This is a genomic window from Roseomonas gilardii (assembly GCF_001941945.1).
Classification (GTDB): Bacteria; Pseudomonadota; Alphaproteobacteria; order Acetobacterales; family Acetobacteraceae; genus Roseomonas.
This window is the reverse complement of sequence record NZ_CP015584.1, coordinates 25,407-48,007: the sequence shown is the minus strand read 5'-3', so window position 1 is coordinate 48,007 and position 22,601 is coordinate 25,407. Positions and strand designations below refer to the sequence as shown.

The 22,601-nt window shown below is 69.7% G+C and carries 18 protein-coding genes; 7 read left to right on the top strand and 11 right to left on the bottom strand.

Translation table 11 applies throughout. The annotated features are described in order from the left end of the window. Window positions 1–13: 13 nt before the first annotated feature. Window positions 14–1,357, bottom strand: a complete 1,344-nt coding sequence (locus tag RGI145_RS19815; RefSeq protein WP_075800279.1) for an aspartate aminotransferase family protein — start codon at window positions 1,355–1,357, stop codon at window positions 14–16. A gap of 395 nt (window positions 1,358–1,752) precedes the next feature. Here RGI145_RS19815 and RGI145_RS19810 point away from each other — a divergent pair, with 395 nt between their 5' ends. From RGI145_RS19810 to RGI145_RS19785, 6 genes are read left to right on the top strand one after another with little or no spacing between them, the layout of a single operon-like run. Beyond that, window positions 1,753–2,487 (top strand): HAD-IB family phosphatase, encoded by a 735-nt coding sequence (locus tag RGI145_RS19810; protein WP_075800278.1) that lies wholly within the window; start codon window positions 1,753–1,755, stop codon window positions 2,485–2,487. Next, a complete protein-coding gene (locus RGI145_RS19805; RefSeq protein ID WP_237183332.1) occupies window positions 2,480–3,526 on the top strand; it encodes an arginase family protein in 1,047 nt (348 codons plus the stop codon). The genes RGI145_RS19810 and RGI145_RS19805 overlap by 8 nt, the downstream gene beginning before the upstream one ends. Continuing rightward, window positions 3,523–4,401: an alpha/beta hydrolase gene (locus tag RGI145_RS19800; RefSeq protein ID WP_075800276.1), complete on the top strand. Its 879-nt coding sequence runs from the start codon at window positions 3,523–3,525 to the stop codon at window positions 4,399–4,401. Before RGI145_RS19805 ends, RGI145_RS19800 begins: the two co-directional genes overlap by 4 nt. Then, on the top strand, window positions 4,391–5,608 hold the full coding sequence (locus RGI145_RS19795) for a GNAT family N-acetyltransferase (protein ID WP_083671406.1): 1,218 nt from the start codon (window positions 4,391–4,393) through the stop codon (window positions 5,606–5,608). Before RGI145_RS19800 ends, RGI145_RS19795 begins: the two co-directional genes overlap by 11 nt. Before the next feature lie 31 nt (window positions 5,609–5,639). Further along, complete coding sequence (locus RGI145_RS19790) at window positions 5,640–7,454, top strand: HAMP domain-containing histidine kinase (protein WP_075800275.1); 1,815 nt, start codon at window positions 5,640–5,642, stop codon at window positions 7,452–7,454. Further along, window positions 7,429–8,829: a sigma-54-dependent transcriptional regulator gene (locus RGI145_RS19785; RefSeq protein WP_075800274.1), complete on the top strand. Its 1,401-nt coding sequence runs from the start codon at window positions 7,429–7,431 to the stop codon at window positions 8,827–8,829. The genes RGI145_RS19790 and RGI145_RS19785 overlap by 26 nt, the downstream gene beginning before the upstream one ends. Before the next feature lie 109 nt (window positions 8,830–8,938). On the opposite strand, the gene RGI145_RS19780 is transcribed toward RGI145_RS19785, so the two are convergent. Further along, window positions 8,939–9,853 carry a LysR substrate-binding domain-containing protein gene (locus tag RGI145_RS19780; protein ID WP_075800273.1) on the bottom strand — a complete coding sequence of 305 codons (915 nt, stop codon included), beginning with the start codon at window positions 9,851–9,853 and terminating at the stop codon, window positions 8,939–8,941. Between the two features lie 97 nt (window positions 9,854–9,950). Here RGI145_RS19780 and allE point away from each other — a divergent pair, with 97 nt between their 5' ends. After that, window positions 9,951–10,739 carry a (S)-ureidoglycine aminohydrolase gene (allE, locus tag RGI145_RS19775; protein WP_075800272.1) on the top strand — a complete coding sequence of 263 codons (789 nt, stop codon included), beginning with the start codon at window positions 9,951–9,953 and terminating at the stop codon, window positions 10,737–10,739. Window positions 10,740–10,826: 87 nt separating this feature from the next. Here allE and RGI145_RS19770 read toward each other — a convergent pair whose 3' ends face one another. The 9 genes from RGI145_RS19770 to RGI145_RS25225 all read right to left on the bottom strand — a co-directional run bounded on the left by RGI145_RS19770 (window position 10,827) and on the right by RGI145_RS25225 (window position 22,579). After that, window positions 10,827–11,486, bottom strand: a complete 660-nt coding sequence (locus RGI145_RS19770; protein ID WP_075800271.1) for a glycoside hydrolase family 19 protein — start codon at window positions 11,484–11,486, stop codon at window positions 10,827–10,829. A 221-nt stretch (window positions 11,487–11,707) separates the two neighbouring features. Further along, window positions 11,708–12,085 carry a hypothetical protein gene (locus RGI145_RS19765; protein ID WP_075800270.1) on the bottom strand — a complete coding sequence of 126 codons (378 nt, stop codon included), beginning with the start codon at window positions 12,083–12,085 and terminating at the stop codon, window positions 11,708–11,710. A 308-nt stretch (window positions 12,086–12,393) separates the two neighbouring features. Next, window positions 12,394–12,798: a hypothetical protein gene (locus RGI145_RS19755; RefSeq protein WP_075800268.1), complete on the bottom strand. Its 405-nt coding sequence runs from the start codon at window positions 12,796–12,798 to the stop codon at window positions 12,394–12,396. After that, on the bottom strand, window positions 12,798–14,177 hold the full coding sequence (locus RGI145_RS19750; RefSeq protein ID WP_083671211.1) for an SGNH/GDSL hydrolase family protein: 1,380 nt from the start codon (window positions 14,175–14,177) through the stop codon (window positions 12,798–12,800). The genes RGI145_RS19755 and RGI145_RS19750 overlap by 1 nt, the downstream gene beginning before the upstream one ends. Before the next feature lie 127 nt (window positions 14,178–14,304). Further along, entirely contained in the window at window positions 14,305–14,742 is a 438-nt protein-coding gene (locus RGI145_RS19745; RefSeq protein WP_075800266.1) for a hypothetical protein, read from the bottom strand. Window positions 14,743–14,751: 9 nt separating this feature from the next. After that, on the bottom strand, window positions 14,752–15,519 hold the full coding sequence (locus tag RGI145_RS19740; RefSeq protein WP_075800265.1) for a hypothetical protein: 768 nt from the start codon (window positions 15,517–15,519) through the stop codon (window positions 14,752–14,754). A 1-nt stretch (window position 15,520) separates the two neighbouring features. Next, window positions 15,521–16,720 (bottom strand): hypothetical protein, encoded by a 1,200-nt coding sequence (locus RGI145_RS19735; protein ID WP_075800264.1) that lies wholly within the window; start codon window positions 16,718–16,720, stop codon window positions 15,521–15,523. A gap of 4 nt (window positions 16,721–16,724) precedes the next feature. Beyond that, complete coding sequence (locus tag RGI145_RS19730) at window positions 16,725–18,350, bottom strand: hypothetical protein (protein WP_156878695.1); 1,626 nt, start codon at window positions 18,348–18,350, stop codon at window positions 16,725–16,727. After that, window positions 18,347–22,579 carry a coiled-coil domain-containing protein gene (locus tag RGI145_RS25225; protein ID WP_156878694.1) on the bottom strand — a complete coding sequence of 1,411 codons (4,233 nt, stop codon included), beginning with the start codon at window positions 22,577–22,579 and terminating at the stop codon, window positions 18,347–18,349. Before RGI145_RS25225 ends, RGI145_RS19730 begins: the two co-directional genes overlap by 4 nt. Window positions 22,580–22,601 lie beyond the last annotated feature (22 nt).

Below are 22,601 nucleotides of genomic sequence, written 5' to 3'. Positions count from 1 at the left end.
CCCGTGTCGTCATTCAGGCCACCAGCATCTCGCGCAGCGTGGCCTCGGCGGCCTCCAGCGTGCGGTCCACGTCATCCTCCGTATGGGCGAAGGAGACGAAGAGGTTCTCATAGGCGCCGGGGTGGAACAGCACGCCGCGCTCCAGCATCCCTTCCCACCAGTGGCGGAAGGCGCCGTGGTCGGCATGGCGTGCCGCGTCGCGGTAGTTGCGGATCGGCTCGCGTGAGAACCAGAGCTGGAAGACCGGGCCGAGGCCCACGACATGCGCAGGAGCGCGCAGGTCGTGCACGAGGCGCTGCAGCCCTTCGCGCAGCCGGTCGGAGACGCGGTAGAGGCGCTCGTACATGCCGGGCTGAGCCAGTTCGTCCAGCGCCGCGTTCGCCGCCGCCACCGCGATGGCATTGGCGTTGTAGGTGCCGGCGATGGAGACGCGGCCCTCGGCCACCAGCGCCATGATGTCGCGCCGTCCGCCCATGGCGGCGACCGGGAAGCCACCGCCGAGACCCTTGGCGAAGACCGACAGGTCCGGTGTGATGCCGTAATGCCCCTGCGCGCCGGCGAGGCCGATGCGGAAGCCGGTGATGACCTCGTCGAAGATCAGCAGCACGCCGTGCTTGCGCGTCAGGTCGCGCATCGCTTCCAGATAGCCGGGCTCGGGCAGGATGCAGCCGGTGTTGCACATCACCGGCTCGGTGAGCACGGCGGCGATGTCGTCGCCCTCGCGCTCCAGCACCTCGCGCAGCGCGGCGATATCGTTCCAGGGGAGGATGATCAGCGACTGGTCGATGCCCGCCGGCATGCCGGGGCCCTGCGGCACCGGGCGAGGCGCGGCGTCGGGGCCGGCGCGGCCCAGATCCGGGTGCTTGCTCCAGTAAACACCGTCGGAGAAGCCGTGATACATGCCCTCGAAGCGGATCACCTTGCGCCGGCCGGTGAAGGCGCGGGCGAGGCGCACGGTGTAGAGGACGGCCTCCGTCCCCGTGTTGCAGAGGCGGACCTGTTCGACGCTCGGGATGGCGGCGATGATCTTGCGGGCGAGATCCGTTTCCTCCGCCGCCGGGAGGGCGAAGACCGTGCCGCGTTCCTGGATGCAGTCCACCACCGCCTGGGTCACACGCGGCGGCCGGTGGCCGAGAAGCATCGGGCCGAGGCCGAGCAGGTAGTCGATGTACTCGTTGCCATCGACATCGGTCAGACGCGCGCCGGTGCCGTGCGAGATGAAAAGCGGATAAGGGTCCCAGCCCGACCAAGTGGCGCGGGCGGTGCTGTTGACGCCCCCTGGGATCACTTCGCTGGCCTTGTCGAAGAGGTCGGCGCTGGTCCGGCTGCGTTCCGGGTTCTGGTAGCGGAGGGTCATGATGTCTCGTGTCTCAACGGATACCGATCTGCCGCGCCCCCAGGTCGCCATGCCACCGGGGGCGCGGGACCGGCAGGCCGGTGGGGAGGCTATTGCAGGCGCCGTTCCACCCCTGCCGCACGGCTGCAACGGAATTCACTTCGCCAGGCAATGATTTGATTCAGCTTATTTTTATCGGTGAGCTATAGAAGTTCCGCATTGGTGGAAGGGCATGGCTGGCCAAGTGCTGGCCCCTCGCATCGCGAAGGAAGCTACAAATTTTGTAGCTTTCAGCTTGGCTGGGCAGGCTGCTCTCCCCCTGGTTTACATAGGCCGGGGGCCGGTTTCCCCTCCGGACATCCTGTGGCACGCGCCTTGCGCTGGCGGCACTACCCGCCCTTGATGAGGCCAGCACGGTGTCCGCAGAGTTCCAGGTCCATATCGATTTCGACGGCACGATCTCCCTTCGGGATACGACCGACCTCCTCCTGGAACGCTTTGCCGATCCGGCCTGGCTGGATGTCGAGGCCGATTGGCTGCGCGGCGCGATCGGCTCGCGCGAATGCCTGCGGCAGCAGGTGGCGCTGCTGCGCCTGACGCCGGAGGCCCTCGACGGCTTCATCGCCACCCTGCGGATCGATCCGGGTGTTCCGGATTTCATTGCCTTCTGCCGGAAGCGGGGCCTGCCGGTGACGGTCCTTTCCGATGGGCTCGACCGCGTGGTGTCGGGCGTGCTGCGCCGTGCCGGCCTGGGCGATATCCCTGTCCTGGCCAACCGGTTGGAGCAGGTGGGCGCGGAACAATGGGCGCTGCGCTTTCCTCATGCCCGCGCCGAATGCCGGGCCGCGTCCGGTCATTGCAAATGCGCCCGCTTCACCGGCCCCGCCGTCGTGCCGGGGCTGTTGATCGGCGATGGGCGTTCCGATTTCTGCGCCGCCGGGGAAGCCGAGTTCGTCTTCGCCAAGAGCCGCCTGATCGCCCATTGCGAGGCCGAGGGCATCGCGCACCAGCCCTTCCACGACTTCTCCGAACTGCTCCCCCGCTTTGTCGCATGGCTGGAGAGTCGGTCGCACCGCCCCCGGGGTCCGGAGGCCCAGCTGGGTGTCCCCGCGAGCGGCCCGCGCGCCTGGCGGGAGCGTAGCCTTGCCTGAGGCCCTTTCGATGGGGCTTGAGCGGACCGGCACCGGGAGTGCGACGGCACGCCCGCCCGTGCTGGTGCTGGACCTGGATGACTCCCTGACGGCCCAGCCTGTACTCGCCGGGCTGTTGCACGACGGGCGCGCGCTTCGCATCGAGGCACGCGACTTGGCTCCCCGGCTGCGCATCGTCGCCGCCCGAAAGCCCCTGGAGCGGTTGCGGGAAAGGCTGCACGAGGCGGTGGGGGCGGAGAATGCCCCCGGCACCATCGCCTTCTATGGCTCCGGCGACTTCCATCACCTCGCCACGCTCTTCCTCGCCCGGCTGCGCGAGGAGGTGACGCTGCTGCATTTCGACAACCACCCGGACTGGGTGCGCTTCCCGGCCACGGTGAACTGTGGCGCCTGGGTCAACCGGGCATTGGAACTGCCACAGGTGGCGCAGGTGGTGACCATCGGCCCGGCGGGGGACGATCTGGTCCGGCCACAATGGAAGGGTGCCAATCTCCGCGCCCTGCGCGAAGGGCGGCTGGAAGTACATGCCTGGCAGGGTTCGGAGAGCCGCTACTGGGGACGCCCCTTCGTGGTGCCGGGCTGCCGTGCCGGCGGTGGCCGCATCGCCTGGGATTCCCTGGCCGATGCCTCCTGGGACGGCTTCCTGGAAGCGCTGGATGCGCGGCTGCCCGACCGCCCGCTCTGGGTTTCGCTGGACAAGGACGTGCTGGGCCCCGACGAGGCGCTGACCAACTGGGAACAGGGCGGCATGGCGCTGTCGGCGATCCTGGGCGCGGTGCAACGGCTCGGCCGCCGGCGCGGCATTCTGGGGATGGATGTCTGCGGCGACTACTCGCAGCCACGTTTCCGCGACCCCTTCCGCTGGCTGCTTTCCGCCACCGACCGGGCCGTCGTGCCGGAGCCTTCCGCGGCCGCGCTTGCCGTCAACGACCGCAGCAACCGCCGCATCCTGGAGGGCTTCGGCGCCCTGCCCGGAACGACCCCTCCCCTCCCCCTTCCTTCCGAACAGCTCCCCGCCGCCCGAGGCCTTTCCGCATGATCGTTGACCGCAGTTGCTTCCTCCGGGGCCGGACCAGGACCGGTGTGCTGCTGATCCATGGGCTGGGCGGCACCCCGGCCGAGATGGTGCATCTTGGCCGGAGCCTCTACGGGACCGGCGCCCATGTGCTCTGCTGCCAGCTCGCCGGCCACTGCGGTACGGAAGAGCAACTGGCTGGCACCGGCTGGCGCGACTGGTATGCCAGCGCCGAGGCCGCGCTGACCCGGCTGAGCGAAAGCTGCGACACGGTGATCGTCGGCGGCCTGTCCATGGGGGCCGTGCTGGCTGCCCGACTGGCGCGGGAGGAGCCGGAGCGGGTCCAGGGGCTGGTCCTGCTGGCTCCGACCCTGCGCTATGACGGCTGGGCGATGCCGCGTTTCAGCTTTCTCCTGCGCGGGCTGGTGCATCTGCCCTTCGGCCGCCGCTACCGCTTCCGGGAACAGGAGCCCTTCGGCATCAAGGATCCCCGCATCCGCCGCTGGGTCCAGAAGTCCCTGACCACGCCAGGCAACCTCGATGCCGGGTTGGAGGCGACGCCGGCCCTGGCGATCCGGGAGATGTGGCGTCTGGTCGCGGACATGCGCGGCACCTTGCCGGAGATCCGCCAGGATACGCTGCTGATCCATGCGCGCGAGGACGACGTGGCGAGCCTGCGCAACGCCTTCCACTTCCAGCGCCATCTCGGCGGCCGGGTGGAGACGCTGGTACTGGAGGACAGCTACCACATCATCACGGTGGACCGGCAGCGCCAGGTCGTGAACCGGCGGGTGGCCGATTTCGTCCGCCAGTTCGGCGACCGTGATCTGGCGCCGCTGTCCGTGGCGCCGGAAATGGCCGCCGACAATGATGCGGGCGGCCTGCGCGATGCTGTCTGAGGGAGGCCTGTCGCCCGAGGCCATGGAGCCCGGTGCGGATGCCAGGCTGTGGGCCGGAATCCTTCCCGGCATCCGTGCCCTGCCGCGCGAGGCCTGGGAGGCCTGCCTGCCCGGCGAGGCGGAGGACTGGGCCTACCACGCCGCCTGCGAGGCCGGGGCATTGCCGGAGTTGCGGATCGGCGCGGCGGCTGTCCGGGACGGGCGGGGGCTGGTCGCGGCCGTGCCGCTGTTCCGCATGTCCTACCGCCTCGACACACCGTTGCAGGAGGGTTCCGGGCGGCTGGGGCGCGGCCTGTCCCGGCTGCTTCGCCCGGTGGCGGAGATGAGGCTGCTGGCGGTGGGCTCCCCCTTCACGGAGCGCTGCCACCTCGCCCTGCGGCCCGGACTGACGGCGGAACGGGAGGCTGCGGCGCTGCGGGCCCTGCTCAGGGCGCTGGAGACGGAGGCCCGGGCGGCGCGCGCCCCGCTCCTGGCCTTCAAGGATCTCGATGCCGGGGATGCCGCACGGCTGGAGCCGGTGCTGGAGCCCGCCGGGTTCCGGCGCATCGCCAGCCTGCCGGTCGCCGTGCTGGATCTGGGCGTGAGGGCAGGCATGGGTGGAATGGAGGCCTATCTCGCCTCTCTGTCCGCTGGCACGCGCAAGGACCTGCGGCGGAAGCTGCGCGGCGCCGGGGCGGTGCGCATCGAGCACAGGGAGCATCCGGGGGAACTCGCCGCGGCGATCGAGGGGCTCTATGAATCCACCCGGCAGCAGAGTGGCGTGCATTACGGCTCCTTCGAGGAACTCCCCCGGGACTATTTCCGCGCCGTGGCCGAGGCCCTGCCGGGCCGGGTGCGCTTCGTGCTCTACTGGGTGGGCGGGGAGCTGGCGGCCTTCAACCTGCTGCTGCTGGAACAGGACCGCGTCATCGACAAGTTCCTGGGCATGGCCTACCCCCTGGCACGGCAACATAATCTCTATGCCGTGAGCTGGGCGGAGAATGTCCGCTTCGCTCTGGAAACAGGACGCCATCTGCTGCAATCCGGCCAGACCGCCTATGCCTCCAAATTGCGTTTCGGAAGCCGTCTGGAGCCCTCCGCCATCTTCGTCCGACACCGAAATCCTGTGCTGAACCGGGCGCTGCGCCTCGCCGCACCCTATCTGGCCTTCGATCGCTGGGACCCCGACCTGCGCGATATGGGCAGGCATGACGCCGTCCGGGGGTGAGGCCGGGGCTGGGCGAAGGCCCGCCGGCGAGGTGCCGCCCACCTGGAAGCCGAGGGACCGCGGAGAGGGCCTGTCGCCGCGCTCCTGGGCCCGGCTGCGGGATTCGGTTTTCCCAAAGGTCAGGCTGCGCTGGCAGCTGACCTTCGCCTTCATGCTGGTGAGCGTCATTCCCGTGCTGCTGGCGAGCTATGTCGCGGCGGAGATGATCTCCTCGCGCTTCGAGCGCAGCCGGGAACGTTGGCTGAACGACACCGCGCGGCTCATCGTGAGGCAGCTGCTGGAGGCGGAGGAGGAGGCACGGCTGGCCACCGCCCTTTTCGCCAACAGCCTGACCCATGCCCAGACGCTGGAGGGCGGCCTCGCCAGCTTCTCCGCCGATCTCCTGATCTCCACGGGCTATGACCTGGTCGCCCTGTATGACCCGGCGGGCCATGTGGTGCTGAGCCAAGGCCTGTCCAGCGACGCCGGCTGGCTGCCCCGGCAGGACGAGGCCGGATTCTACATGACCATGGCAGGCGGCACGCCGGTCCTGCTGCTCGGCTCCGCCCATCGCTTCCTTTTCGAGGGGCGGCCCTATGTCGCCTTCGTGGCGGACAAGGTGAATGATCGCCTGATCGCCGCCGCGCAGGCGATCTCCTCGCTGCAGGTCAGCTATTTCGGCGCCAAGGGCACGCCGGCGCTCAGCTTCTCGAAACGGGAGGGTCATCCCGGCTTCACCGTCCCGCCAGAGGTCCTCGCCCGCCTGGAGGCCGGCGAGCAAAGCGTTTCCGCCCTGGCGCTGCCGGACGACCGGCTGGCCACCGGCTTTGCCGCGCTGCGCGACCGTCAGGGCGCGCTCGTCGGGATCATCGCCGCCCGCCTTGCCAGCAACACGCCGGTCCTGTCGAATCTGGGCCTGCTGCAACTCTTCCTCGCCCTGTCGCTCTGCTCCGGCCTGCTCTCCTTCGTGGTGGCGCTCTTCGTGTCCGCGCGGATCTCCCGCCCGGTCAGGGACCTGACGGCCGGCCTGCGGCAGGTGGCGAGCGGCAACTACGCGACCCGTGTCCGGGAAAGCGGGGACGGCGAGCTCGCGGAGCTGACCGGCGGCTTCAACGCCATGACGGAGCAGCTGGAGCGGCTGCGCAGCATGGAGGCGGAGATGCGGCGGCGGGAGACGCTCGCCACACTCGGCGAGGCCGCCACCACCATCGCTCACGAGATCCGCAACCCGCTGGGCATCATCAAGACATCCAGCCAGGTGATCCGGGGCCGCGAGGAGCTTTCGCCCGGGACCGCGCGGCTGCTGGACTTCGTGCTGGACGAGGTGAAGCGTATCGATCATCTCGTCCAGGACCTGATCGACTACGCGCGGCCGCGTGCCCTCCGGCTGCAGGTGCTGGACCTGGCGGACGACGTGATCGCCGGCGTGGCTGATTTCGCCGAGGCGGAGATGAGCCGCCGGGGCATCACCTGCGCGATCCTGAAGCCCTCCCTCCCGGTCAGGATCGCCGGAGATGCCGAACTGCTGCATCAAGCGTTCCTGAACGTGCTGATCAACGCCATGGAGGCGATGCCGGAAGGGGGAGAGATCACTATCCGCGTGTCGCGGGAGGCCACAACCGTGCTGGCGAGCGTGGAGGACACGGGCAAGGGCATCGCTCTGGAGATCGTGGACCGGCTCTTCGATCCCTTCGTGACCAGCAAGCTGCAGGGCACCGGCCTGGGCCTGGCCCGCGTGCGCGCCGTCGTGGAGAGGCATGGCGGCCGCATCGAGGCTGAGAACCGGATCGGCGGCGGAGCCCGCTTCGTCTTCCATTTCCCTCTCGCCGAGGAGAAAGGTGATGGCTTCCTCCATCCTGATCGTTGACGACGAGGCAAGGCTGGCGGAGGTGCTGGCCGTCGGGCTCGAAGGGCGGGGCTTCGAGACCGCTTTCGTCTGCTCCGCCGACGCGGCCCTCGGGCATGTGGCCACGCAGCGCGTGGATCTCGTGCTGACGGACCTGCGGATGCCCGGGCTTTCGGGGCAGGAGCTGCTGCGGCGCCTGCGGGCCGGGCATCCCGGCCTGCCGGTCGTGGTGATGACGGCCTATGCCAGCGTGCGCGACGCGGTGGAGCTGGTGAAGGAGGGCGCCTTCGATTACGTCGCCAAGCCCTTCGACCTCGACGATGTGGTGACCACCATCCAGCGCGCCCTGCATGTGCAGCAGGTGGAGAGCGAGAACCAGCGCCTGCGGCAGGAGCTGGAGGGGCGTCACGACTTCTCCAACCTGGTCGGCCACAGCCCGATCTTCCAGGAGGCGCTGCAGCAGGTCGCGGAGGTCTGCGAGAGCCGTGCCACGGTGCTGCTGCAGGGGCCGAGCGGAACGGGCAAGGAGCTCTTCGCCCGCGCCGTCCACTACAACAGCGACCGGCGCAAGCGCGGCTTCGTCGCGGTGAACTGCGCCGCGATTCCCGAAACGCTGCTGGAAAGCGAGCTGTTCGGCCATGTGAAGGGCGCCTTCACCGGCGCCATCGCCAACCGCGACGGACGCTTCACCATGGCGCATCAGGGCACGCTGTTCCTGGACGAGATCGGCGACATGCCGCTCGCCATCCAGGCGAAGCTGCTGCGCGCGATCCAGGAGCAGTGCTTCGAGCCGGTCGGCAGCACGCGGACCGTCAAGGTGGATGTGCGCATCGTCGCCGCGACGCATCGCGACCTGCGGCGCGCGGTGGAGGCCGGCCAGTTCCGCGAGGATCTGTTCTACCGCCTGAACGTCTTCCCGATCACCGTGCCGCCCCTGAACCAGAGGACCGGCGACGTACCGCTGCTCGCACAGCGTTTCCTGCAGCAGCACGCTGCCTCGATGGGCAAGCGCATCTCCGGCTTCAGCCCGGCGGCGCTGGCGGCCATGGAGAGCTATGACTGGCCGGGCAATGTGCGGGAGCTACAGAACTGCGTGGAGCGGGCGGTGATCGTGGCGCGGACGGGGATCATCGACCTCCCGGACCTGCCGCGCTATCTCTTCGATGCCCGGATGCCGTCCGGTGCCTCGACGCGGCTGCCGGGGGATCTGGATGCCGAGCTGTCGCGGCTGGAGCGCGAGATGATGCTGGAGGCGCTGCGGCAATCGGGGGGCGTGCAGGCGCGCGCGGCCGAGCGCCTGGGCATCAGCGAGCGCAGCTTCTGGCACCGCATGAAGAAGCTGGAGATCCGGATCGACCGCCACCTCCGGGACGACAGGACGGAGGCAGAGGGCTAGCCAGGGCGCCGGAACGGCCCGGAACGCGCCCTCCCCCGCCGCGGAGGCATCCGCCGTGATCCGCATGGCGTGAACCAGCCGAAGATGACGATGGCGAAGGCCCCCGGGCTCAGCCGCACTGGGCCATCCCGAAGGCTGGCACACGCGCCTCCCGCAACAGCCAGTCGCGCAGGGCAACCAGCGGTGCCTCCCGCCGGCGGGCTGGCAGGTGGGCCAGGTGCCAGCCGGTGCCGCGCACCAGGGGTGGCAGGGCCGGAGCAGGATTGATCAGCCGCCCGGCATCGAGTTCCGCCGCGACCAGCGACTGGTCGGCGAGTGCCACGCCCAGACCGTGCAGCGCTGCCTGGGGCGGCAACAGCGAGGAGCCGAAGCGGAGCGGCCGCTCCGGCGCGAGGCCGCGCAGGCCGGCATGGGCGAACCACTCCTCCCAGTCCTCCGGCGCCGTGTCGGAGACGAGCAGCGTCTCACCGGCCAGGCGGCGTGGCTCCGGCGCGCCATGGGCGGCGAGCCAGCCGGGCGAGCAGACCGGCACCAGCCGGTCGGGGAACAGGAGGTGCGTGGCGAGGTCCGGCCAGGGGCCACGGCCATGCAGCACCACCGCATCCGGCCCGCCGCGCAGGTCCGGCGCATCGATGCCGGTGGAAAGGCGCAGTTCCACCTCGGGCTGCTCGCGCTGGAACCTCGGCAGCCGCGGCAACATCCAGCCGAGCGCGAAGGAGGTCTGGGCGAAGACCGAGACCTCCACGCGCGGACGGGGAACCAGGGCGCGCAGGATGCCCGCCTCCATTCCGTCCAGCGCCTCGGTCAGCACCGGCAGCAGGGCCCTTCCATCCTGTGTCAGGCGCAGGGAGCGTGGTCCGCGATCGAAGAGCTGCCGGGACAGCCGGGCCTCCAGCAACTGGACCTGCTGGCTGACGGCGCCGGGCGTCACGCCGAGTTCCACGCCCGCCGCGGCGAAGCCGCCGAGGCGGGCGGCGGCCTCGAAGGCGCGGATGGCGTTGAGGGGAGGGAGCTGGCGGCGCATGAGGCATAGAAAACCTTCTCCTGGCACGGAGAACAACTGGTTTGCCTCGGTCTTTCAGGCATGGGCAGATCACCCGGCTTCTTCGGAGAGACACCCCATGAACCCGCCCGCGCGCCCTGGCATCCTGCCGCCGGGCATTTACGGCAGCAACCGCACCATGGTGACACCGCATTATGCGGTGATGCCGCCCGAAGGCATCCTGGAAAGCCGCATGCCCGGGATCGCCGGGTGCAGGATTCGTGTCCAGACCAGTCCGGCCATGGGCGCGGGCTTCACCCAGGCCCTGCTGGAGATGGAGGAAGGCGGCGGCACGAGCGGCGTCCGTGACGACGGGTTGCAGCAGTTCCTCTATGTGCTCGATGGCACCGTGAAGGTGGCGGTGGGCGAAGAGACCTGGCGGCTCTCGGCCGGTGGCTTTGCCTATGTTCCCGCCGGCACGCCTTTCACCTTCAATGCGCAGGCAGGATCGGCGCGCGCCATCTGGCTGCGGAAGACCTATGAACCCGCGCCCGGCATCGCTCCCCGATCCGCCTTCAGCGGGCGGCGTGAGGAAGTGCCGCGCCTGTACAAGCACACCGAGGGGCGTGCCTGGCAGACCCTACTGGGCGAGGCGGACATGGCGATGGACATGGAGGTGAACATCCTCTCCTTCGCGCCCGGCACGTATTTCCCCTTCGTCGAAACCCATGTGATGGAGCACGGCCTCTACATGCTGGAAGGGCAGGGTCTCTATCTGCTCGGACGCGAATGGCACGAGTGCTGGGCAGGCGACTTCGTCTGGATGGGCCCCTATGTGCCGCAGCAATTCTATGCGACCGGCTGGGGGGAAAGCGCCTATCTGCTCTATAAAAACGTGAACAGAGATTGCATTCAAATACTTAGGTGACAAACTGCGGAGGTGTACGGAAAAATCCGGCGGTTTATTTCGTGGTTTGTTCTCGTCATAACCGCCCGGAGCCGAAGACCCGCCCTATCAGACCGCCGCAATCGCCGCCTGATACCGCGCCAGCCGGTCCGCCAGTCCATTGTATCCGCCGTTGACGATCCGCGTGACGCTGGACACGTCGCCTCGATAGGCCGGACCGAGGCAGCCGTTCGCGCGCCAGAACCAGAGCGCCGCGGCGATCCCTCCTTCCGGCGTGCGGACCAGATCAGCCGTCTGCTCGGCGGTCAGGTCCAGGGTCTTGCCCCAGGCGACGTAGTTGGATCGGCCAGTGAGTTGGAGTGGCCCGCCGCCGCGGAACCGCCAGCCGTCACCAGAGCCGGGAGGCCCGTTGCCCATCCGGCCGCCGTACATGATCTCGGCGATGGCCGGCTGGTCGGCCTTCTGGCCGGTGGCGTCGTTCCGCCCCAGCGCGCGAGCCTGGGCCGCCGTGAAGCGTCGGTTGTCCAGCAACGCCTCGACCCGGTAATTCAGGTTCTCGGTCATCTGGGTGAACCCGCCGCTCTCGTGCGCGAGCTGGGCCACCAGCATGGCCACGCCGGTCCGGCTGGTGATGCTGGCCACCGGATCGCCCGGCACCAGACATGCGGCATCCAGGATCGGGGCATAGAGGGTCGCAGCGGCGGCCGGCGCGCCCACGGCGCGCAGCAGCTTCGCCGTCACGCGGGTGCGCGCGGTCGTCTCGCTCATGGGGGCTCCGGATACAAGAAAGGGCGCCATCCGGTCGGAGGGCGCCCTGGGGGTGATTTCCTCAAAGGCCAAAATCGGCAAAAAACGGCAGATTTCCGCCATTTTTTCCGATTTCCTTTGAGGGTGCTTCAGAGTGGTTTTCGAGTGTCCCGTCGTCCGATCGGACCTACCTCAGCCCTCCGACGGCCACCCCCGCTGGACTGGGCGGATGCGCGGGTGGGTCATTGGCCCGCCGCCGGCAGGGCCGCCTTCGCCTTGGTCAGCGCGTCCGTCACCGCGGCCGCCGCCATGGTCTCCAGCGTCTGGGTGCTGGGGCCGAGCTTTTCCAGGGTTTCCGGGATGCTCTTGGCTGCGTAGCCGACCGCAGCCGTCACGGCCGACCGGTCCGTCATGCCGGCCAGGAGCGCGGCCTTTGCCCCGCGGGCGATCACGCCCAGCAGGAGCTCCATGTCGCGCTGGTGCGTCCCGCTCTGGAGGAAGTCTCGCAGCGGGCCGGGCACCTTGGTCACCAGCCAAGCGCCGATCACGCCGATGACCGCCAGCAGGACGGGCATGACGATGTTCGCCACCACGGCATCGCCGATGGCAGTCCAGTCCATAGGGTGTCTCCTTGGGATGCCGGTGACCGACCGGCGGCGGGTTCAATCGCGGGCGTATGCGGCCAGCTCGCGCAGCCTTCGCTCGCACTCCATCCGGGCCACCTCGGTCCTGGCCCGGGCCCGCTCCGCGGCGATGCCCCAGGCCGCCAGTTGCTCAGGCGTCCGGGGGGCGCGTGGCGGCGCAGGCGCGGCCGCACCCGCCGGGCAGGACCGCAGCCTCGCCGGCACCTCCGGACGGGAGGCGACGGTCACCGGCTCCGGCGCCTCCGCGCAGCCAGCCAGGGCTATCAGGAGCAGCGCCGCGCGGATCATCGGGGTGCCCTCCCCGGCGCCGGGAGCGGCACCTGGGATGCCCGGGTGATGGCGCGGACCTCGCCGCGAACGTCGTTCACGTCGTTCCGGATCGCGCCGAGGGCGTCCCCGACGCGACCGATCCTCTCGTCCTGCGTCTCCTGCGATTTCTCCAGCGCCGTGATGCGCTGGTTCAGGTAGGTGACGTTGGCCGTGAGCTGCGGCAGCGTGGCGATGTTGGCCTGGATGCTGGCGATGTTGGATTGCACCTCCGTCATCCGGATCAGCACCTGGTTCGTCTGGTTCCAGGCCGTCACCGCCCACACGATCACCGAGACCGTGCCGACCGCGACCGGCCACCAGGGCAGCAGGTCGCGCACGCCCCAGGCCGCCCTCCCCTGGCTCTCGGAGGCGGCGGGCATCAGGCGACCGCCACGTTCCACAGCGGGCGGGGGTCATCCACCACACCCGCCCACCAGCGGTGAACGGTGAGCGTGCCTGTGCCGGTCGCCCCAGAGGGGCAGAAGCCGATGTCGATCTTGGGCACGACCGCGGTGGCATCCGCCCGCGTGATCTCCCGCATGGTGCTGATGAAGCGCCGTCCCGCGAGCGGATAGTTCACATCCTGCGCAGTGAAGCCACGCGATTGGAAGCCGGCAATGTAGTTCTTCAGGAGGTCGGTCGTGCCGCCCGTGCTCTGGATGTTCAGCCCGATCAGCGGGCCGTTCCAGAAAGGCCAGTCGTCCAGTTCCACCTCAGCCCACATCATCACCCACTTCGATCCCAGGTCCGGGACGGAGATCGCCCCCGGGCTGCGGTTGAGCCGGAAAACCTCGTACTCGTTCGTGCCGCTTGGGGTGACGGTGACCTTTAGGCTCTGCCCGCCCGTCTCGGTGTTCGCCACGAGGCTAGTCACTGCGGTGCTGACATGCCCACCAACCGGCCTGAAGGCGCGGACACCGGATGGCACGACGCCGCTCAGTCCCGTTTCGCCGTTCGCGGCCGAACCTGTGAAGTTCGGGTTCGGAAGAAGGTTGCCGCCGCTCCAGAAGTCGCGGGTAAAGACATTCCCCGGCTGCACCGTCTTCGCGATAGCCTCAACCATCGCGCGGGCACCTCGCGTGGCGCCATAGCTGTTCAGGTGCAGATCGTCGTAGAAGTTGCCGCTGGGCGCGTAAACGAAATCTCCCGGTGCCCCCAGGGCAGCGGCGAGGTCGCACAGGATGCAGCCCCTTGCCGCGGCGAGGGCACGGATGCCAGCGTTGAAGCTGCCGAAGCTGTCCCGTCTCGCCTGGGTATCGCCGGAGCTTGGGCGCGCGGTGTTCCAAGGGCGGATCGTGCAGAGGATGACGCGGATGCTGGCCACCTGAAGAAGCCGCACGATCTCCGCAACGTCCGCCAGCGCGGCGGCATCGAACACCGTGTTGTTGGTGCCGATGCACACGATGCAGGCGGCAGGCTTGAGCGCTACGACATCCGGCACCCGAGCCAGAGCCTGCGCCGTGGTATTGCCGACCACGCCCTGGTTGCTGCCCTGGACGCCCGTCGCGCGGGACGTATCCTGCCAGGCGTCGATATTGATCCGCGGGTCCAGCGCCAATGCCTGGATCATCTCGCCCTGCATCCGGGCCGCGATGAACGGATTGGCTGCGTCGGCGGAAGTGGCCAGGGAGTAGGCGAAGATGCTGTCGCCCAGGAACGCGACGCGGGCGCCGAGGGGGAGTTTCCCCACCAGCCCCGCGCCGACGGCACGGGCACGCTGCTGGGCACGGTAGGCGGCGAGACCACTCAATCTGGCCATGGCTGTTCTCCGATGGCGAGCGCGCAACAGGGATCGGCGGCGATCCTGCTGGACCGTCGCTGAGGGCACGCTCGGGGGATGTGTCAGGGGTGGTTGCGAGGAGTGGCCGCTGCCCGCGGCCGGGGGATCAGCTCACCGCGGCGGCGGTGCGGAACAACGCGTCCACCTGGGCATCGCTCAGGCCGAACTGCCCGGCGACCTCAGCCATGGCGGGATGGTCGCGGCGGTAGGTGGCGGCACTCTCCCACCACTCGTTCAGCTGCTCGGCGGCGATGCTGGCCGGGTCGCTGTCCGGCAGGCTCTCCACCGCCTCCAGCCGGCCAGCGATCAGCGCCTTCGTGGCCTTCAGCAGCGAGCGGCCATCGGGCAGGATCTGGCCCGCCATGGCGACGCGCGCCTGGGCGCGGGTCACCTCCTGCGGCACGGGCACGGGGTCAGGCGCGTAGGGCGCGATCTCGACGCCCTCCAGCCGTGGGTCGTCCGGCTTCACGGCAACCACGGTCCCGTCATCTCGCGTCAGCGCCACATCGGTGCTGTCTGCATTGGCGTAAGCAGCGGTTGGCATAGCCACTCCTCAAGCTTGGAGGTGCGCGCGGATCTTGCCGCGCAACTGGTAGATGCTGATCGGAGATACAGGCTGGTCGATCATGGCTAGCCAGCGGACGATTTGCTGCTGTGGAATGGGGGAAGCAAAGACATGCTCGGCCCGGCCGCTGAATGTCACGTAGTGCGCGTTGCTGGCGTGCAGCGTGGCCTGGCCTAGCGTGTATTCCGCGACTACGGCGGCGTCAGCCGCATCGTAAACGCGGGCTAGCATCGTCGCGGTGCAGGCCGTGGTGCTGCCGCTCTCCAGCCGGGCCGATGCCTCGATCTCCAGCAGGCGGGCACCCGATGGGGCGCCGATGGCTACAAACTCGGCAGCGGTGGTGCTGAGCCCGAAGTTGCCGTTCCAGTCGGCGGCCTGCAGGTTCACCGTCAGCGGCATGTTTGCCAGCGGCACGCGACCATCGGTGTCGAGCAGCGGCAGGTAGCGCGAGGGGATAACCGGGAAGAGCAGTTTCTTCTGGCCCGAGGTCCAGTTGATGAAGCCCGAGCCGCTGTCCGAGCGCAGCAGCAGCGCGTCGCGGCTGACGGTGTTGGGGGAGCCCGCGGAATAGGTGCCGACGAACTCCTCCCACTGCGAGTGGTCGGCCGAGGTGCAGCGCCACACGGCCCGGGCCCCGGAGGCGATCTGGCTACCGGGTGCCAGGAAGCCCGCGACCGTGGAGCCCACCTCCAGCGCCCCGGTGCCGCCGGAATAACTCTCCACCAGCACCATGTCGGCGGTCACGATGGCGACCATCTCAGCGGTCCTCCTGCAGGGCGATGTCGGCGGTGTAGAGGCGGCCGCGGCTGTCCCAGGCCTGGCGCGGCGCCGGCGATGGGATCGTGGTGAAGCGCCCCAGCACGGCCGTCAGGCCAGCGCGCTCGGTGCGCGGGATGGCCAGCACCTGCTGCTGGGTGCCCACGGCCAGCCCCAGCGCCTCCAAGGCATCGGCCTCGGTTTCGGAGAGCGCCTGGATCTGGAACTTGGCGGTCCGGCGGGGGCGGGAGGCGGCATCATCGCTGGCTGCCGGGTCGTAGCCATCCGGCGCGGCGCCTTTCAGCGGCAGCAGCCCGTTGCCCAACCAGAGCCGGCCGAACTGCAGGTAGGCCTGCGCCGCCGGGGCGTTGAACTGGACCCACCAGTACCGCGCCGTGACCGCGCTGGCCGGCAGCCAGGCCCAGTAGCCGCGCGGCATGGCCAGCGCCTGCATGCCGGTGTCCAGCACCTCGGTGCCGTAGGGCCAGAGGTTGGAGGCGCAGAGCCGGACAGTGGCGCCATCCATCGGCAGCAGCCCGTCGCGCGGCGCCGCCAGCACCAGGTGGTTGACCGCCTTGGCCGAGCCCAGGTCGGCCGCCAGCAGGGTGGTCTGGCTCCCCGCCGTGCCGGTCACCAGCTCGTAGAGCGTGGCGCCGTCGAGGGCGTAATCCAGCGCGCCGGTGTTGACCGCGAAGAAGATCGTGGCCGTGCCGCTCTGCTCGGCGGTGAACTGGAGTTCCAGCAGCTGCCAGGCGGTGCCCTGCGCCAAGGCGGTCATGTTCAGGGTGCGGACCGTGCCGGCGCCCTGGACCTGGATGGCGGCCCCGGTCGTGCTGGCGCCGCTGGCGCGCCGGATGTTGACCTGCACCGAGTAGCGCCGGCCGCCCTTCACCGCGACGGTCTTCGCCACATAGGCATTGGTGGTAGCCGAGTTGCTGTAGAGCACCGCCCGCCCCGCGGTGCCGTCGAAGCCCGCCGTGGTGCCGGTGCGGGTGGTGTTGGCGCCCATCACGGCGCCGCTGTTGCTGTTGGTGCTGACCGGCGTGGTGCGCACCGCCTCGGCGATGCCCCCGGTGCGCCAGACCTCGCCCAGGCGCGGGGTCAGCAGGTTGAAGACGCCGAGGCCGCTCAGGGCACTGTCCGCCACCAGCGCCGCCCCGCTCGCCTCCAGCAGGTTCTCGCGCGCGATCAGCACGGGCATCGGTTCATCCCCACAGCGTGGCCTCCAGCAGATCCCCCTCGCCCTCCAGGGCCTGGACGATCCAGGTCCTGTTCGCGAGCAGCGGATGGTCGGCGCCGACCGCCATGCCGAGCGCCAGCTGATGCCCCCACTGGCCGACCGGCACCTGCCAGAAGCGCCGCCGCACCCCGTGCAGCGCCACCAGATAGGCCGCCTGCGCGGCGGCATCGGCCTCGTTCGCCCAGCCACTGTCCAGCGGCTCGGGGCTGGTGGCGGTCGGGAACTGGCTCTGGATCGCAGGCTGGATGGAGGCGCCGACCTTGTAGCCCTTGGCCAGGTAGTCCATCGCCGCGGCATCGCCGTAGGCCGGGGCCGAGGCCACCACCTCGGAGGCCGCCTGGGTCCGGGCCAGCATCCCGTATTTCACCCGGGCGCCGTAGCGCGGCACCGAGCCCGCCACCTCCTGGATGGCCCGGCCGGTGCGGTCCGCCGCCTCGTCCAGCATCCAGCGCTCCAGCCGGAAGGCCGGCTGCGTCTGCTCCGGCACCGCCAGGCGCCCGGCGGTCAGCCGCCCCTGCCGGTCCGTGCCCCACCAGCCGGCGCAGCTCGCCAGCACCCGGTTCAGCGCATCGGCCACGGTTCCGTCCGGGAACAGGAACCCCGCCGGCCCGGCCGGCAGCGCCGTGAAGGCCGAGGCCACCAGCCGGTCCTCCGCCAGCCCGCCGGGCCCGCGCAGCAGCGCCAGGGCGATGCCGCCATGGTTGCTGTCCGCCGCACTCTGGGCATCCAGCGTCAGCGGCCCCTGCGGCGTGGAGCCGAGCCGGATCATCCCGGCCGCGAGGCAGGTGGCGACCGTGCCGGCGCCGACCGTGGCCGCCAGCAGGTCCGCCGCCGTGGCGTAGTTGCTGCCGATGGTCAGCACCGCGCCCTTGTCGCGCACCTGGGTCACCGCATAGAGCGCCTGGGCCGAGACCTGGTAGAGCAGCTTCGCAGCCAGCACGAGCACCGGCTCGATGTTGCGCCCGATGCCCAGCAGCAGCGGCCGGTTCTGGCCCTTGAGGGTGGCATCCCCCTCGGCGCCCCCGGTGCCCGCGTAGGTGCCGCAGACCGGCACGGCGAGATCCGCCGCGGCGCTGATCAACTCCACCGTCAGGCTGTCTGTGCCCATCGCCGCCGAGCCGACCCGCAGCGCCGCCACCGTGGCGAAGGCCGCGCTGTCCGCCCGCAGCGGCGAGCGATAGGGCCCGCGCCGCAGCAGCGCCGTGCGGCCGGCCATGCTCCAGTCGCCGCCGATGATGGAGAGGCCGCCATCGGCATTGTCCAGCGTCACCGTCCCGGCCGTGGCGGTGCCGCGGCGGTCGTTCTCCGGCAGGATCGGCAGCGCCCAGCTCAGCGAGGGCGGCGCCGTCAGCCGGGCCGGATAGGCGGTGTTCGGCGCGGCGGTGTCGCCGGGCTCGCCGATCCAGCCCCAGCGCGAGAGGCGCAGCAGGGCGGAGTTGGCCTCCGGCACCGGCATCTCCTCCGGTCGCGCGGCCAGCGGCAGGCCACCGGCCATGCCCCACGGCGGCGGATCGACCGCGGCCCCAGTGGCCGCCGAGCGCAGCTCCAGCAGGAACTCCGCCGGACCGTTCAGCGCGAGGAGGCCGCTCATGCCGCCGCCGCGCGCATCTGCTGGCGCCACAGCCGGAACTCGGCCGCCAGGGCATCCACCGAGACCTTCACGTCATTGGTCGCTGCCACGCTGGCCGCCTGGAGGCGCGCCACGGCCGAGGTGATGTCGTCCGAGAAGGCCGGCAGGTCGAGCTGCGCGCCCAGGCTGGTCACGCTCTGCCGTACCCATCCCTCCAGCGCCGCCTGCATGGGCGAGGAGGCGTTCACCGCCAGCCCCGCCGAGATCAGGCTGCTCGCCGCCGAGGTGACGGCGGACAGGTCCGCCTCGCCGGGCCCGGCTGAGAGCGCCGCGCTGCGCGCCGCCTCGAACTGCCGCTGCGCCTCGCTCAGCCGCGCCTCGGGCGAGAGCGTCTCGCTGTTCAGCGCGCTCTCGTTCAGCCATCCGGTCAGCACCTGGCTCTGGCTGGCCAGCGTCTGCATGGCGGAAAGCTCGGCCTGCAGGCTCTCCTGCCGCAGCGCCTCGGCCTTCTCGGCATAGCTCCGCTCGATCGCCAGCCGCTCCTCGGCCTGGGTCCGGGCCAGGAGGGTCAGGTCGGTCATGCCGTCGGTGGTGGCGGCAAACCATTCCTGCGTCGCCTTGCGGTTGTAGTCCCACAGGGCATCCTCAGCCGTCGTGTCGGCGCGGGCCGAACCGATCCGGTCCCACAGCGCGTTGTCGTTGGACGCCTGTGCCGCGGCGAGTTGCCGTTGCAGGGCCTCCCGTTCCAACGCCTGCGTGGAGCCGAGGCGCTGCTGGAACGGCACCGCTTCCTCGTCCGTCAGCCCCTGCACCAGGCGCAGTTGCGTGTAGAGATCCTGCGCGGCCTGCTCGGCGGCCATGTTGAACTGCGCCATCTGGTAGGCGGCGCTGTTGGACTGGCCGGTGGCGGCGGCGTTTCGCTGGTCGAAGCTGTCCTCCAGCGCGAGGAGCTGGGCCTGGCGGTTGTCGATCACCGCCTGCCGGGCCTTGTCCAGCGCGTCGGTCAGCTTCTCCGTTTCCAGGCCGAGCGAGGCCGCCTTGCCGATCATCGGATCGAACTGCGTCGTCAGCGCATCCAGGGCCTGCTGGAACTCGCTGGTCTTGCCGGACGCGTCCTTGATCGCCGCCTGATAGGTGTTCTTGTACCACTCCAGGTTCGCGGTGATCGTGTCGATGTCGTCGCCCGAGGCGGCCACGACATTCTTCACGTCCTGCGAGGCGATCGAGGCGCCGGCATCAATGATGGCCTTCGTCAGGGCCTTGGCCAGCTCCTGCGAGCCCTCGTCGGTGCGCTCGAAGGTCTGGGTGGTGTCGCCGATGCGCAGGCCGATGCCGTCTCGGTTGCCGACGCTGATCTGGTAGGCCAGCGGGACGTTCTGGCTCAGCCCCATCAGGTCCTTGTAGGTGTCCTGGATCTGCCAGCCGGAAGCCGCGATGGAGGCCGCCTCGTTCCGGTTCCCTTGGTCGTAGCGGGCGCCGGACAGGCCGCCCTCGTCCTGCTCTCCGGTCAGGAAATTCAGGGTCGAGGTGCCGGTCTTGTCGGACGGCTTCTGCCCAGAGAGGAAATAACTCGCGATCAGCGCGGCGACGGCGACGTAGGGCGCCACCGCGCCGACGGCCGCGATGGCGCCGGAGGCCGCGCCAAGCCCGGTCGCCAGGGTCGCAGTGCCCCCAGCCACGCCCGCCGCGCCCGAGATGCCCTGCGCCACACCCTTGGCGCCGCCGGTCTGGATGCCCTGGTAGATGCCGTAGGCGCCGCCGGCGATGCCCAGGCCCGCGCCGGCGGCCTGGCCGACGCTGAGGCCTGGCGCGCGGATGCCCGCAGCCTGCGCGAAAGCGGTCTCGCCGGCCGTGCCGGTGTTGGTCAGGTTGTAGTTCAGGTACTTGTCGATGCCGGCATAGCCGGTCTGGAACCCGCCGTTGCCGCCGAACAGCTTGCCGATGCCGCTGGCGGCGTCGGACAGCTTGCTGATGCTGCCGCTCAACCCCGCCACCTGCGAGGCCGTTCCGCCGATGCCGCCACCCGCGCTGGCGATCAGGCTGCTCGTGCCAGAGGCGCTGCCGGACAGGAAGCTGTTATCGTTGGCGGTGCCCATCACGCCGCTGACGATCGGCGCGATGATCGGCTGCAAGATGAGCTGCGCCGCGATCCTCGCCATGGTGGACTTGGCGGTCTGCTCGAAGGTGTCGAGCATCCCCTTCCAACCCCGGCTGTTCTCGCTGAACAGGTCGGCAAAGCGGTCGGCCGAATAGTCCACGATGTCGTCGGTGATGCGCTTGCTCTCGCGCTGCTGCTCCTTCACCGCTTGGTCGTATTCGTCATCGGCTTTTTTCTGAGCCGCCTTTTGGACCGCCGGGTCCAACTCGCTGCCCTTGATGGCCTGCCGGATCGCCTTCAGCGCGGTTGCATCGGCGTCGCTGCCCAGGAGTAGCTTGCTAGATCCATCGAGGCGCAGCTCGCTGTAGACACGCAGGCTCGCAGCCAGTTCCTCGCGTTCAGCCTTCGCCGCGGCGGCAGCATCCCTGCGCGCTTGCGCGGTGGCCCGCGTGGCAGCCTGCTTATCGCGCTCGTTCTTCAGGGTCTGAGTATCGGCCTTGTCCTGATACTCGAAGGCCTCCTGATACTGCTGGCGGAACTTTGTGAGGTTCGCCTGGCGCTCATTGGCCAGCGTTTCCTCGATCTTTCCCAGATCAGCGACGCCAACCTGCCGGCCCTGCTCCTTCGCCATCAGTTCCGCCTGAGCGGTAAGCTCGGCCTTGCGCGCGGCCTCCACCCGATCGGCCTGCCGCTGCACGACATCATCCAGCTGCGAGGCGCGGTCCTGCTGCTTCTTGAAGACCGCCGCAGCCTGGTTGTCCCCCTTGGCCACCACCTCGTAATAGGCGCGGGCTTTGTCGAGCATCTCGGCTGGGGCGGATGCAGCATCAGCCGAGGCCTTGCGCAGCGTCTCCAGGTTGGCCCGCAGGCGACCGACCGAGCTGGAGAGGCCGTCCGTCTGGCCGGTGGCGCCACTCGCCTGCCGCCCGAAGCCCGCTACCGCCTCGCCCGCCGTCTTGGCCGCCGCCGCGGCGGCATCCTCGGCCCGGGTCAGGGTGTCGTTCTTCTCGCCGAGCGCCACGATCTGGTCGATCTTAGCTCGCAGAGCCTCAACCGTTTGCATGATCGCGGAACGCGTCGTTTCAGACTGGTTGGCGTAATTCAGCAGTTCACCGATGACGCCAGAGACGGCCTCGCGCGTCTGGTTGCCGGTCTCCTTGAGGGTTCCTAGCGCCTCATTCACGGCGCTAAGACGCGCCTGATCTGCATCGCTCATGAGGGCGAGTTGAGGGTTCGCCGCCAAGGGGCTGAGACCAGTCTCCAGCGAGTAGCTTCCAGTGAGTTCCGTAAAGAGGCTCTTCTGGCTCTTGTTCAGCTCCTCCCGCCGCTTCGAAAGGTCGTATTGCTCCCCGGCAAGCTGTGCCTGGGTCAGCCGGCCGTAATACTCGGTCAGCGCCTGGACCTTCTGCGCCTCGCTTTCGAGGTTTGCTGTGCGGGCAGACGAGGCCTTGTCCAGTGCGGCCATGGCGTCGCCGACGTCGCTCAGCGTCTCAGCCAGGGTCTTGTTGCTGTCCACCAGGCGGTAGATCACCGCACCGATGGCGACAGCCGCGCCCGCTAGCGCGCCGACCATGCCGAAGCCACCGAGAAGCTGGGGCAACTGCTGCGCCAGGGCGGTCACGGCAGACTGCCCGGAGGCCACCTGCACGGCAAAGTCGCCGATCTGGTAGGAGGCGTTCTGCACCTGCGAAGCCAGCCGGTTGGCGCTGGTCGCGGTGTTGTCGTTCGCCGTGGCCAGCGTGCGGCTGTGGTCCACGATGGTGGACATGCCGTTGGACGTGTCGGCGGCAGCCGTCTTGAGGGCGGTCAGGCGCGTTTCGGCCTGCTGCACCTTGGCGGTCAGGGTATCCAGCGCCCGCTGCGCCTGCTGCGCACGCTCGCCGCCGGCCTGCAATTCCTCGCCCAGGGCCTTCTGTGCCGCCGCGGCGTCGCGCTTTGCCTTGGCGGCCCGGTTCTCAGCCTGCGTGATCGGATCAAGCGAGTTGACCCAGGACTTCGCGCTCCGCTCCGCCCGGGTGACCCTCTCCTCGGTGGCCTCGACTGCCGCGCCGAGCCCCGAGATGGCCTTGGCCGCAGCGTTGGCGCCGGCGGTCATCTGGTCCTCGAAGCGGCCGGTGAAGGCGGCTTCGGTCACCTGGGAGACAGTGGCCATGGATCATCCCCCTCCAGAAATG

Coding starts and splice junctions, on each gene's coding strand:
- RGI145_RS19780 (WP_075800273.1), bottom strand. CDS start 9,853: ATGCGCCGCCAGCTCCCTCCCCTCAACGCCATCCGCGCCTTCGAGGCC.
- RGI145_RS19745 (WP_075800266.1), bottom strand. CDS start 14,742: ATGCCAACCGCTGCTTACGCCAATGCAGACAGCACCGATGTGGCGCTG.
- RGI145_RS19755 (WP_075800268.1), bottom strand. CDS start 12,798: ATGCCCGCCGCCTCCGAGAGCCAGGGGAGGGCGGCCTGGGGCGTGCGC.
- RGI145_RS19730 (WP_156878695.1), bottom strand. CDS start 18,350: ATGAGCGGCCTCCTCGCGCTGAACGGTCCGGCGGAGTTCCTGCTGGAG.
- RGI145_RS25225 (WP_156878694.1), bottom strand. CDS start 22,579: ATGGCCACTGTCTCCCAGGTGACCGAAGCCGCCTTCACCGGCCGCTTC.
- RGI145_RS19815 (WP_075800279.1), bottom strand. CDS start 1,357: ATGACCCTCCGCTACCAGAACCCGGAACGCAGCCGGACCAGCGCCGAC.
- RGI145_RS19785 (WP_075800274.1), top strand. CDS start 7,429: ATGGCTTCCTCCATCCTGATCGTTGACGACGAGGCAAGGCTGGCGGAG.
- RGI145_RS19800 (WP_075800276.1), top strand. CDS start 3,523: ATGATCGTTGACCGCAGTTGCTTCCTCCGGGGCCGGACCAGGACCGGT.
- allE (WP_075800272.1), top strand. CDS start 9,951: ATGAACCCGCCCGCGCGCCCTGGCATCCTGCCGCCGGGCATTTACGGC.
- RGI145_RS19770 (WP_075800271.1), bottom strand. CDS start 11,486: ATGAGCGAGACGACCGCGCGCACCCGCGTGACGGCGAAGCTGCTGCGC.
- RGI145_RS19795 (WP_083671406.1), top strand. CDS start 4,391: ATGCTGTCTGAGGGAGGCCTGTCGCCCGAGGCCATGGAGCCCGGTGCG.
- RGI145_RS19765 (WP_075800270.1), bottom strand. CDS start 12,085: ATGGACTGGACTGCCATCGGCGATGCCGTGGTGGCGAACATCGTCATG.
- RGI145_RS19735 (WP_075800264.1), bottom strand. CDS start 16,720: ATGCCCGTGCTGATCGCGCGCGAGAACCTGCTGGAGGCGAGCGGGGCG.
- RGI145_RS19740 (WP_075800265.1), bottom strand. CDS start 15,519: ATGGTCGCCATCGTGACCGCCGACATGGTGCTGGTGGAGAGTTATTCC.
- RGI145_RS19750 (WP_083671211.1), bottom strand. CDS start 14,177: ATGGCCAGATTGAGTGGTCTCGCCGCCTACCGTGCCCAGCAGCGTGCC.